This is a genomic window from Enterocloster sp. OA13 (assembly GCF_022440595.1).
Classification (GTDB): Bacteria; Bacillota; Clostridia; order Lachnospirales; family Lachnospiraceae; genus Enterocloster; species Enterocloster hominis.
On record NZ_JAKNTF010000001.1, the window covers coordinates 5,084,726 to 5,096,987 of the forward strand.

General features: G+C 53.4%; 8 protein-coding genes. All 8 read right to left on the reverse strand.

Annotated features, from left to right (window positions below; translation table 11 throughout):
* Positions 1-82: 82 nt before the first annotated feature.
* Entirely contained in the window at positions 83-2,809 is a 2,727-nt protein-coding gene (locus MCJ35_RS22470) for a putative bifunctional diguanylate cyclase/phosphodiesterase (protein ID WP_025485169.1), read from the reverse strand.
* A gap of 7 nt (positions 2,810-2,816) precedes the next feature.
* Positions 2,817-4,370: a diguanylate cyclase domain-containing protein gene (locus MCJ35_RS22475; RefSeq protein ID WP_008720414.1), complete on the reverse strand. Its 1,554-nt coding sequence runs from the start codon at positions 4,368-4,370 to the stop codon at positions 2,817-2,819.
* A gap of 50 nt (positions 4,371-4,420) precedes the next feature.
* Positions 4,421-5,896, reverse strand: a complete 1,476-nt coding sequence (locus MCJ35_RS22480) for a GntR family transcriptional regulator (protein ID WP_025485168.1) — start codon at positions 5,894-5,896, stop codon at positions 4,421-4,423.
* A gap of 262 nt (positions 5,897-6,158) precedes the next feature.
* Positions 6,159-7,211: an ABC transporter permease gene (locus MCJ35_RS22485; RefSeq protein WP_025485167.1), complete on the reverse strand. Its 1,053-nt coding sequence runs from the start codon at positions 7,209-7,211 to the stop codon at positions 6,159-6,161.
* A gap of 22 nt (positions 7,212-7,233) precedes the next feature.
* On the reverse strand, positions 7,234-8,775 hold the full coding sequence (locus MCJ35_RS22490) for a sugar ABC transporter ATP-binding protein (RefSeq protein ID WP_008720421.1): 1,542 nt from the start codon (positions 8,773-8,775) through the stop codon (positions 7,234-7,236).
* Positions 8,776-8,786: 11 nt separating this feature from the next.
* Positions 8,787-9,434: a DUF2291 domain-containing protein gene (locus MCJ35_RS22495; protein ID WP_008720423.1), complete on the reverse strand. Its 648-nt coding sequence runs from the start codon at positions 9,432-9,434 to the stop codon at positions 8,787-8,789.
* A 154-nt stretch (positions 9,435-9,588) separates the two neighbouring features.
* The gene (locus tag MCJ35_RS22500; RefSeq protein WP_025485166.1) at positions 9,589-10,671 is read right to left on the reverse strand and encodes a D-ribose ABC transporter substrate-binding protein; all 1,083 of its coding nucleotides are present in this window, start codon (positions 10,669-10,671) and stop codon (positions 9,589-9,591) included.
* A 68-nt stretch (positions 10,672-10,739) separates the two neighbouring features.
* Entirely contained in the window at positions 10,740-12,218 is a 1,479-nt protein-coding gene (locus MCJ35_RS22505; protein WP_353656128.1) for an FGGY-family carbohydrate kinase, read from the reverse strand.
* Positions 12,219-12,262 lie beyond the last annotated feature (44 nt).

The window sequence follows — 12,262 nt, forward strand, 5'->3', positions numbered from 1 at the left end:
AAAAACTCCATGGCACAAAAAAAATCGCCCTGGAGAGTATGTAACTACTCCCCAGGGCAGAACTGTAAAAACAAAAACCCTTCTATCCAACTGCATCCTGCTGACTCAGGAAATGACACACCTTCTCCTCCGGCATGGGACGGGCATAATAATATCCCTGAATGAACTGCACGCCGGAAACAGCAATGGCATTTAATTCTTCCTGTGTCTCAACCCCTTCCGCCACTACCCCCAAATCGTTGATGGCAGCCATTTCCGCAATGGATTTAAGCAGGGCGCACTGTTTAGGGCTGGTCAGGATCTGCTTGGTCAGGGAACGGTCAATCTTAATGACATCCACCGGAAGGTTGGATAGATAGTTAAGGCTGCTGTAGCCCACACCGAAATCATCCAGTGCGATGTGGACGCCGGACAGACGTAACTGCTCCAGTACCTCTGCCGCCCGGTCAATGGATTGGATCAGGATACTCTCCGTAATCTCCAGGGTAATCCGCCGTGGATCCACCCCGGTGGAGTGGATCAGTTCCAGCAGGTGCCGGGCGCTGTTTTCCACCAGAAGCTGCTGCACGGACAGGTTGATGCCAATACGTTTAAGTCCCAGACCCACGCCCTGGTTCTGCATGAATACGCATGCCCTGGACAGCACATAATCGCCAAGTTCCTCCACGATGCCATTGCGCTCAGCAAGTGAAATCACCTGCCCCGCGGAAAAATGTCCCCCGTTTCCATCCGGCAGGCGTACAAGCGCTTCGGCCGCAGTGTATTGTCCGCCATCCAGCTGCATGATGGGCTGATACCAGACCTCCAGCGTGTCCTCCCGGATGGCATCCTTCATGCGGCGCAGGATGTCGGCCTCTGTCCGGATGATTTCATCCAGCTGGCGGCTATAAACCACCACCGCATCTCCTGATTCCTTGGAGAAACGGAGGGCGGACTGTATATGGTCCAGAAGATCCCCCGGTGTTTTGCCATGTTCCGGATACAGGCATGCCACGATGCGGATCTGCAGGAGAAAGGAAAGGTTCCCTACCGTAATCGGTGTGGCAAACATTTTCTGCAGCCGGGTAACAAAGAACCCTACGCTTTCATCGGAGAGGGATACCCCTAAAAATACATCGCCGTTAATACGGTAGACATAGGAACCAAAGGGCCGTGACAGACGGCGCAGTACCTCATGCAGGATTTCATCCCCTATGCTGGCGCTGAACAGCTCATTGTACTGGCTGAAGGAACAGATATCCACGCAGTACAGTTTGAACCGCCTTTTTTTGTCATAGGAAATCAGCATATTCGTATCCCGGAGGAACTTCGGCCGGTTCCCCACATTAAACACAGGGTCAAAATAGGCCAGCTGCTCCACCTGCTTGCGGTAACGGTTAAAGGTCTTGGACAGCTCCATCATTTCAATATCCGTATATTCGTCAAAGGTCACATCGCTCTTCCCCGCAATCAGCTGACAACATTTTTCTGTCAGCATACGGATGGGAGATTCCTGGGACACGCGGCGGTAATACTCATGAATCAGTTTGGAGATTTCTTCCTCCCCCCTGCAGACGCCCGGCTGGCAGCAGGCATATTGGTAGCGCGCCATCAGGAAATTCTTTTCCCCGTCCATACGCACCTGTAATAAAAGTTCCAGGGACAGTCCCTTTGCAAAATCCTCCCGCTGCTGCTCTTCCATCTTCTCCCGCACGGCTATGATATAGCTTCCGGCGTCCAGCCTTCCGGCAAGATAGGGATTATGGATATAATCATCCAGCCGGGCCGGAATGCTCTTAAGGAATTCCAACTCCTCTGCCTCCCCTATCATCCGCGCGGCTTGGATATACCCCTCAATGGAGAAGTAAAACAGGGTAACAGGACGGTCCCCGTTACTGAGCCAGCCGTCCAGCGCAGCCGTAAAACCCTTCCGGTTATAAAGCCCGGTATCTTTATCCATGGAACCTGTTTTCTCAAGCGCACGCTTTTGCTGTATGGTTGTGCACAACAGGAATGAAAGCGCCAGCAGAGCGGCTGCCTCCAGCATGCATATCAGGATCAGGGACACCCATTGCGCGGCGCTGAGCCAGCCGGCTGTCGGCTGGATGCTGAGTGTCCATTGGGTCGGCAGATAAAAAACAGTCTTCTGCGCCAACGAGAAATCCACATCCGCCCGTGAGTTGGCAATGACCTCCTTGTTCCCATTCTGGGGTTCCACGCGCCACAATTCATAATCATACCCCTGGGTATACAGGTCATTAAGCCCAAGCTGGCCAAGTACATAGTCCCGGTCCAGGGCCACTGCCACCTGTCCCAGATAGGCATCCTTCTCTACAATCGGCTGCAGGAACAGGAACACCTCCTGCTGTTGTGGATCATCCGCCAATACAACCGGGCCCTCCACCACAAGGTCCTTGACAACCTTGGCCAAGGTATAGATATAAGAGAAATCCTGCAGTTCCCGTCCCACCAGGTTCCCGAACCTGTCCTTTGGCAAGGCTGCGGCCAGGATATCCCCTTCAAACAGATATGTTATGCAGACCTCGTCCCGCTCCAGCAACGGCCCCGCCGCATGCTCAAACCAATCGGACTGATCCGCCTGGCCTTTCTCCATCGCATACGCTGTCTTGGCCAGGGCGCCTGCCTCATTCATGGTACCCTGCATCTGCAGCAGGATTTTCTCACTGTAGTAAAACAGTATATTTTCTGCTTCTCTCTGGCGTAATCCTACAATTGAACGGCACAGTCCCAGCCCTGTGGCAGCGGTCAAAACCAGCACCAGCAGCACTGCGGCCAGACAAACCGGCAGCCGCCTAATGAATCTGTCCATACGTCCCTCAATTCTGGTGGATATGATAATATCCTTTTCCATTCTGTTTCACATAATAAAGGGCCTCGTCCGCATCGGCAATCATCTGCTTCAGCTCCGCCCCCGGCTGGTAGATGGAAACCCCGATACTGCACTGGACCGGGATACTCTGCCCGCCTGACTGGATATGGGTCTGAAGACGGAGTACAAGCTCGTCCAGCACATTCAGCAGCTCCTTCTCATCGTCCAGACTGGTCAGAAGCAAAACAAATTCATCCCCGCCGTACCGGCCTACCACACCGTCATATTTTTTCTCGTATTCCCGAAGGGTATATCCTATACTTTTCAGCCCGATATCCCCACCCGCATGGCCGCAGCTGTCGTTGATATATTTCAGGTTATCCATATCCACAAAGCACAGGGCCTTAAGTTTCTGCGGGTCGGCCTTTTTCAGGCGGGAGGATGCCTGGTTCAGGAAAACCGAACGGGTGACCACGCCGGTCAGGCTGTCTGACAGGCCATTGCTTGTCAGACGCAGTACCTCCTTAAAGTCCACTTCCTCCGGACGTTCATCCTGGTAAACCCTCTTTTCCAGTTCCTCCACGGAATGGACAAGGGTGTCCACCACCTGCATCTGGCCGGCGATATAACGCCGCACAAACCACATGAGTCCCATACAGACCAGCGCGGTCAGCCCGAATACCATGCACAGCGCAGGAAGCGTCTCCCCAAAAGCGGTCCAGAAATTAACCGAGCACAAAATATCCCACCCGGTATTCTCCACCCGCTGATAAGTGGTATAATAAAGACCTCCATCCCTCAGGCTCCAGAACGACCCCGGAAGGGAAGCCAGAAGCTGTTCCTCCAGCTGATCCGCCGTGGTGCCGAACAACACGCTGTCCTGAAGTACATTCATGATGGATTCCCCATAGGGAAGACCGTCCGAGGAAGACATGATCTGACCGCGGGTGCCGACCAGCGTCACCTCCAGGCCATTGACCCCCGCCGACTGACCCAGGATTTCCACCACCTCATCAAAGTAAATGGCGCAGAACAGGCAGCCTGTGATTTTTCCCTGGCTGTCTTTCAGTGGAACCGCTACCGTATAATTCAGCGTTGCCCCATCCGCCCCTGCTGCAAAACTGTCCGTCACCTGCCGCTGCCCCGTGGAAAACAGCCGCTGCATGTAATCCCGGCTGGCAAGGCTGGCCGGTTCGGAACCATCCGAATAAACGGTGATGCCGGAATCCACATAACAGATCATCATGTATCCGAAATACGGGTTCATCTGATCCAGTTTTTTGACCTTTTCGATGGGCGGCAGATCCGGGTCATAAAACTCGGGAAGGCTTGCAAGGGATTCCAGCAGATGGATGGCTCCGGCCACCCGCTGGGATATCTGTGCATGGCTTGTAATCAGGGATGCATCGGCATCCGTCTTCATCCGTCTGATAGAAAGGATGCCTCCTCCCAGAAGGATGATGATAAGGACCAGCGCGCAGAATGTCATGCTGTACCGCGTAATGGGGGCAAAGGATATTTCCCATTTGCCTCCTTTATTCTTTTTCTTTCTTTTGTTCATGATGATGATCCGTCTTCCTTTCACTACATTAGATGCTGCCTGGAAGTGCATTACTTCCACAGGGACCTGCCGTCATATACCTGCATGGCCGCATCCCAATACCCCAGCCGCCTGCATTCCGTGATGATCAGGCCCCGGACCTGTCCGTACATATCTGCCGCCATCTTTGCAAACCGGACAGTATCGCCCCCGGCCAATATGGCGGCTGCTTCCATATACTGCCGGTAAATGCTGATATTCCGGGGATTCTTATCCGGGCTGACCAGCTTTGGGATACTCCTTCCAATACTGAAGTTCCTGGACAGTATCTGATAAATGGAGCGCAGGGCGTCATACTGGATATGCCCTGTAATGAAATCCAGCATGGTGCGCGGTATCAGCTGATGCTCATAGGGCTGTTCATACTGCCAGGCAATGGCCTTACAGAGCCGTTCCCTGTCTTCCTGTGTCATATGCGCCGCCCCATGGGCAGCGGCCCTCTCCACGGTCATGCAGAGCAGCTCCAGGCTGTCCAGATACCGGCGCACATGGCAGGCGATTACTTCCGGCGTGATATGGATTTTTTTAAGTCCCTCCAGATTCATCTCAACTGAGATCCCCCTGCGGGGCGCGGCAGCCACCACTCCCCAGTCCTGCAGCATACGGACTGCCTTCACCGTGGTATCCCGGCTGACGCCATAGATTTCCTGTAACTGGTCATGGGTCGGCAGACGGTCACCGGGCTGGTATCGTCCTATGGCAATCAGGCCGAGCAGGTCCAGGCAGACCGAGGAATACCGCTCCTGTCCCAGGCTGATCTGCTGTCCAACCCCCTCTGCCTTAGCCAGTCTTGGGCAGAGAGGAACCATCATGAAAAACTGGCGTTCCCCTGCCGGTTCTGCGATTATCCTGTATTGGGAAAATATCTGTTCAAGGTCAGCCTGTTTGGGCTTATCCCCATTTTTAACGGTCTGAAACATGTTTCTGATATTGGTATGGTACCGCTCCCGGTCTTCCAGTGAGCCGTGCTGCGGCTCCTTCCCCTTAAAACCCAGACCGTCCACGGCCCGCATAAGCAGTTCGTTCTCATTCCTGGCAATGAAAAAACGCCATATCCGGCTGGAGAGCTGCCAGAATTCTTCCGGCTTTTCCGGATCCATATTGGATAGCAGCATATCCGGCGTATGCCAGTCTTCGCCGGTACAAAGATGCATCCCCCGCAGGAAAAAGGGATAACACAGCAGGGTACCCGTCTTCAGCAAATCGTCTACCTGGGCCCTGTCCGCCTGCTTTACGTTTCGCATCCCCTGTTCCCTGGGGGATGCAAAGGCCGATACCACGGTTGGCCGTTTCCTCGGGGCTGTCTCCAGAAATCCATCCTGCTCCAACAATTCCAATGCACGCCGGACCGTCTTCTCAGACGTTCCCAATTCCTTGCACAGCACAGACCTCCCCGGCAGTTTTTTGCCAACCGGGAGGATACCGCACTCAATCCTGCTTTTCAGCAGGTTATAGGTCCGTTCATATTGGATTACATCACTTTTCATCTAATCCTCCATTCCCAGTAATCTGGGAACCTATACAGACTATTATGCATAAAAAAAGTATAGTTCCTGCCGATTACCCAACTGGGTACTTATACAGTCTATTTATTTATTGATTATAGCACCTATCTCCCAATAAAGCAATAAGCCCAACTGTCTCCCAACCATAAAATAAAACATGATAAAATAAAATCCCCCGCGCGGCATATATCAACATATCGTTAGCCGCGCAGGGTCCTTTAACTGTTTTAACTTCTACTACCACCTATTTATTCTCATTGCGTGCCTGCAGCGCCATCTTAGCCTGCATGTTCCGCTGGAACTGGTCGATGATGACAGCCAGTACGATTACCAGGCCCTTGATGACCATCTGCCAGAACTCGGACACGCCGCACATAACCATGCCGTCATTGATGACGCCGATTACAAACGCGCCCACAATGGTCCCGCCGATGGTCCCCACGCCGCCTGCCATGGAGGTCCCGCCCAGTACGGCTGCCGCGATGGCGTTCATCTCCCAGCCCTCACCGGTTGCAGGATGGGCGGCCACCAGCTGTGAGGAAGCGATAATCCCCACCACTGCCGCGCACAGGCCTGAGAAGGCGTAAACCATGATCTTAACCTTATTCACCTTGACGCCGGACAGCCTGGCGGCCTTCTCATTGCCGCCGATGGACAGCACATGCCAGCCAAATGCAGTCTTTCTCAGGATGACGGCCGCAATCACGGCAATGATTGCCAGGATCACAACGCCCACAGGAATCACGGTCCCGGGGATATTGCGTCCGAACACCTCCCAGCCCGTGTTGCCCAGGGCCTCGTTACCCGTAATCTTTGAATAGGTGGCGCCGCCTGAACGGATCATGGCAAACCCACGGGCCACATACATCATGCCCAGGGTGGCGATGAAGGGTGCCACATTGAACCTGGTAATCACAAGTCCGTTCAAGGTTCCGATTACCACGCCTAACAGCATGGTGATGATGAACACGGCCGGGACATTAAAATACAGGGTCACGCCGAACATCTGAAGGGTAAGCCCCTTTTCCAGAAGCCCGCCCGCAATCATTCCGGCCAGTCCCACGATTGCGCCCACGGAAAGGTCGATGCCTCCCGTGATGATGACATAGGTCATGCCGATGCCCAGGATGCCGTACAGGGCCACATGCTTTGCAATCAGCATGGCTGTGTTCAGGCTCAGGAAATTAGCGGCCTTGATGCTGAAAAAAACCATAAGGACAATCAGCACAATAAAGGTCCTGCCCTTTAACAGCGTCATGGCCAAGGCATTATTCGAAGATTTCTTATTCGTACTCATAATGTATACTCTCCTTTTCCAATCATTGGCCGTGGTGGCCTTTATATGATGACAATACCAGGCTTTCTTCCTGAATCTCGTCCCCAATGAGTTCCCCTGTCTTGATGCCATTGGACAGCACCATGACCCTGTCCGCAATGGCGATGATTTCCTTTAACTCAGAAGATATCACAATGATGGAAAGCCCTTTTTCCGCATACTGGTTGATGATGTCAAATACCTCGGTCTTGGCGCCGATGTCAATGCCCCTGCTGGGTTCGTCCAGAAGCAGGATCTTGGGATTGGTCAGCAGGCCCTTCCCAATGACCACCTTCTGCTGGTTGCCTCCTGAAAGTGAGAGGATGGGCAGGTTCTTGTCAGCCACCTTGATGTGGATATCCTTAATCTGTTCATCCGCCCTCTGGCTCTCCAGCTTATCATCCAGCAGGAATCCCTTCACATACTTTTTAATGCTGGACAGGGAAATGTTCTTAAGGATGCTCATGGTCTGCACCAGGCCCTCCCTCTGCCTGTCCTCCGGCACCAGGGCAAAGCCCCTTTCAATCTGCTCTGAGATGGAGTGGATTTCCATCTTCTCCCCCTCCAGCAGGATATCGCCTGTATGCTCCGGCCTCAGGCCCATGATACATTCAAAGACCTCGGTGCGGCCCGCGCCCATAAGCCCGTATATTCCCAGGATTTCCCCCTTTTTCAGGTTAAAATCCACATGGTTCAGCAGGTAGCCGCCCCCGCTCTTTGGAAGGGTCAGGTCCCTGACCTCCAGCACGGTCTCCTGCTTATCCCAGTCAATGTCCCTGTCCTTTTTCGGATAGGACTTGCCCTCGCCCGTCATCTGCTTTACGATCCAGGGCACGTCGATGTCCTTTACATCCGCGTCCGCCACATACTTCCCGTCCCTCAAAATCGTCACATGGTCGCCGATTTCCATGATTTCCTCCAGGCGGTGGGATATGTATACAATGGAAATGCCCTGGGCCAGAAGTTCCCTCATGATTTTGAAAAGGATCTTAACCTCCTGCTGGCTTAAGGATGAGGTGGGTTCATCCATAATCAGTATCTTAAGGTCGTCCGCAATCAGGTTCCTGGCAATCTCTATCATCTGCTGCTGTCCCACCCTCAGGTCCCCAATCAGGGTATCCGGGCTGATGGGATGCTCCAGACGCTCTAAGATCTGGGCTGCCAGCTGGGCATGTTTCCTGTTATCCAGCACAAACCCGTTCTTTTTCTCCTTGGCCATGAAAATGTTCTGGTACACATTCAGGTTTGGAAACAGGCTCAGTTCCTGATGGATGATGCCGATGCCGTGCTTCCTGGCTTCCGTGGTATCCTTAAAGGCCACTTCCTTATCCCCCATATACAGGGTGCCTGCGCTGGGCTGTTCAATCCCCGCGATGATTTTCATCAGGGTGGATTTACCCGCCCCATTTTCCCCAATCAGCACATTGACCTTGCCGGCAAGCACATCAAAGGAAACATGGTCCAGGGCCTTGGTGCCCGGATAAATCTTGTCAATCTGCTCTGCGTGAAGGCAGACGCCCTCCCGGCATTTAACTGTTGACTCCATAAAGCCACCTCCTATTTTACAGTCAGCTTCACAGGCGTGATGAGGATCTCATCATCCTTATTAGCGGTAAATGTTCCTGTAAATTCAATGGTTTTGCCTTGCAGTGTCTCTGGCGCCGCCGCCTTAACCACGGTGGCGTCAATAATATCATGGAAGCTCTGCGAAACAGCCGCCCACTCCTGCTGGTTCTTGTAATCCCCGAATTTGATGAAATCCAGCGAATCCCTGACCGATGAACCCTTATATACACTGCCGATCTGAAGCTTTATGACCACATCCCCGCCATAACCCTCAGGCTTTACCACCATGTATCCGGCCTTCTTTTCCTGGTTGACTTCCTCCACCACGGCCGTTCCCTTTACCACATAGTTAATCTCTCCCGATGTACCCATGGAGTATTTTCCATATTTATCAACCAGGGACTTCAAATCCCCGCCGGATTCTTCCAAAAACTGGGTTATATCCACGGCCTTTCCCTCCAGTTCGGGAAGCGCCTTGGAATCCCAGATGTTAGCCACATTATCCCCGGCGTTAAATTCCACATCTCCTGTTAATTTTCCTTCTTCGCCAATCTTAACTACCTTCACACATCCGGTCATGCTGAACGCAGATGCCGCCAATATAAGAGCTGTTACCAGACTTATCACACGTTTTTTCATAGTACACTCCTATCTCCATACTTATATGTTCCTGACTTCACTTCAAAACTGCCTTCATACTTCAAAACTATCTTCATTTTTGAGGAAATATCCCAATCACCGTTACCCTTATGGAATTGCAGGAGGTTTTAAGGCCTCCTGCAACCGGGTCATCTTATTCGCTGTATACGAACGCGCTTAACCTGTCAACATTCTCAGAAGTAATGGCTACACAGTCAACCAGCTGTTTCTCTTCCAGTCCCGTGGTGCCTTCCTTTAAGTACTTGTCAGCCTGCTCAACCGCCATCTCTGCAATCAGTGCGCACTGCTGAAGCGCGGTGCCTGTCATGTAGCCGGACTTAATCTCAGCTGCCGCCTCGTCAGATCCGTCCACGCCGATGATGCAGATATCCTTTAAGCCTGCTGCCTTGATGGCCGCTGCTGCGCCCACTGCCATGGTGTCGTTGCCGCATACAATACCCTTGATGTCAGGATTGGACTGTAGGATGGTCTCAACCTTTTCATAAGCCTCGGTCTGCTCCCAGTTAGCGGTCTGCTGTGCAACCATCTCCAGGTCCTCGTACTGGTCAATCACCTCATGGAACGCGCTGGAGCGCACGCCTGCATTGGTATCACTTTCCTTGCCTAAAAGCTCTGCGTACTTGCCTTCCTCACCCATGGCCTCAACGAATACTTCCGCAATGGCCTTGGCGCCCTGATAGTTATTGGCAACAATCTGGGAAATGGCAACGCCCTCCGCGTTGATCTCACGGTCAATTAAGAATGTGGGGATTCCTGCATCCCTTGCCTTCTGTACGGCTGCAACGGTTGCGTCGGCGCCTGCGTTGTCACAGATAATGGCTGCTGCCTTGTCTGCGATGGCATTGTCAAAAAGCTCTGACTGCTTGGTAGCGTCGTCGTCATGGGAAACCTTCTTAACCTCATAGCCCAGTTCAACCGCCTTCTTCTCAGCCTGGTCAGCCTCGGTCTTAAAGAATGGGTTGGAGTGGGATGGCGTAATGATATACATGATATTGGAACCGCCGCCTGGAAGCGCCTCTGCTGCTGCCGCAACTGCTTCGGTTGCCGCCGCTGCCGCTGCCTCTGTGGCTGCCTCGGTTGCCGCTGCCTCGGTTGCCGCCGTAGTGGCTGCCTCGGTCGCTGCCGCTGTTGTCTCTGCCGGCTTGGAGCCGCATCCCATCAGCAGACCGGCTGCCATGGCCGTACATAATAACATACTCATCATTCTTTTTTTCATTTTTGTTTCCTCCTTAAATGAATTATATAGTTTTGTATAGATAACCGGGTTCCCCGGTAAATCCCTGTTTATTCCAGCACCTTTGATACCGCATGCTTCCAGCCCCTGTACTTCATGTCCCTGGTCCCTGGGTCCATGTCCGGCCTGAAGGTCCTTCTTCCCATCCTGGCAAACAGCCGGTCCCTGTCATATATCCCCATGGCAATCCCGGCAGCATAAGCCGCTCCGATGCCGGACAGTTCTTCTGCCGGAGGCACGCTGACAGGAATCCCTGTCATATCGCTCTGGAACTGCATCAGGTACCGGTTCCTTGTAGGTCCGCCGTCCACCCTCAGTTCCCCGATGGGTATGCCGGATTCCTCTTCCATGGCAAGGACCACATCGGTAATCTGGTATGCAATGCTCTCCAGACCCGCCTTCACAAGCTCTGCCTTCCCGGTCAGCCTTGTCATTCCATAGTACATACCCACTGCCCTGCTGTCCCAGTAAGGGGCTCCCAGTCCTGTAAACGCAGGTATCAGATAGGTGGTGTCATCCGGGTTGGCTTCCCCTGCCAGCGCCTCCGTTTCACCCGGGGACTCAATCAGCTTAAGGCTGTCCTTCAGCCAGGTAATGACCGCCCCCGTGTAATTGATGTTGCCCTCCAGCACGTAGGTGGCCTTTCCATCCATATGCCATGCAAGGGAGGTCACCACCTTTTCACTGAGCACCGGCTTTTCGCCGATATTCATCATCACGGAGGATCCGGTGCCGTAGGTGGTCTTAATCATTCCCTTTTCCAGGCACCCCTGGCCGAACAGCGCGCCGTGGCTGTCCCCCAGCACCCCATGGATGGGGATGGGCGTTTGAAGGAATCCGTCAAAATCCGTATACCCATAACATCCATCCGAGCCAGTGACCTGTGGCAGGCTTTTTGCCGGGATACCGAACAGGGCGCATACCTCCCCGTCCCATGCAAGTGTTTCAATGTTAAAAAGCTGTGTCCTGGAGGCATTGGAATAATCCGTCCTGAATTCCTTCCCCCGGGTCAGGTTCCATACCAGCCAGCTGTCCATGGTGCCGCAGCACAGCTTTCCCTCTGCCGCCAGCGGGGCGGCGTCCGCCACATGCTCCATCACCCAGCCCAGCTTGGCGGCTGAGAAGTAGGGCGAAAGCTTAAGCCCTGTTCGGAGCCGTATCATCTCGGCCATGCCTTCCTGTTCCAGCCTGTCGGTGATGTACGCGCCTCTGGCGCACTGCCATACCACCGCGTTATATACCGGCTTTCCTGTCTCCCGGTTCCAGGCAATGGCGGTTTCCCTCTGGTTGCTGATGCCCAGGCCCACAATCCGTGATCTGTCAATCCCGGCCTTTTCCACCAGGTCCTTTACCGCCTGTACCGTATTCCTGTATATCTCTTCCCCGTCATGCTCCACCCAGCCCTTCTCATTCACTATCTGACGGTGGGAAATGTCCGTCCTGCAGATCAATTCCCCCTCATTGTCAAACAGCAATGCCTTGGTTCCCTGGGTGCTCTGGTCTATCCCCAATATGTAGTCCATCCTGATATCCCAAATCCTTTCCGTCCATACGTGCCGGGACGCCTCCAGCC

Coding starts and splice junctions, on each gene's coding strand:
- MCJ35_RS22480 (WP_025485168.1), bottom strand. CDS start 5,896: ATGAAAAGTGATGTAATCCAATATGAACGGACCTATAACCTGCTGAAA.
- MCJ35_RS22490 (WP_008720421.1), bottom strand. CDS start 8,775: ATGGAGTCAACAGTTAAATGCCGGGAGGGCGTCTGCCTTCACGCAGAG.
- MCJ35_RS22500 (WP_025485166.1), bottom strand. CDS start 10,671: ATGAAAAAAAGAATGATGAGTATGTTATTATGTACGGCCATGGCAGCC.
- MCJ35_RS22485 (WP_025485167.1), bottom strand. CDS start 7,211: ATGAGTACGAATAAGAAATCTTCGAATAATGCCTTGGCCATGACGCTG.
- MCJ35_RS22495 (WP_008720423.1), bottom strand. CDS start 9,434: ATGAAAAAACGTGTGATAAGTCTGGTAACAGCTCTTATATTGGCGGCA.
- MCJ35_RS22470 (WP_025485169.1), bottom strand. CDS start 2,809: ATGGACAGATTCATTAGGCGGCTGCCGGTTTGTCTGGCCGCAGTGCTG.
- MCJ35_RS22475 (WP_008720414.1), bottom strand. CDS start 4,370: ATGAACAAAAGAAAGAAAAAGAATAAAGGAGGCAAATGGGAAATATCC.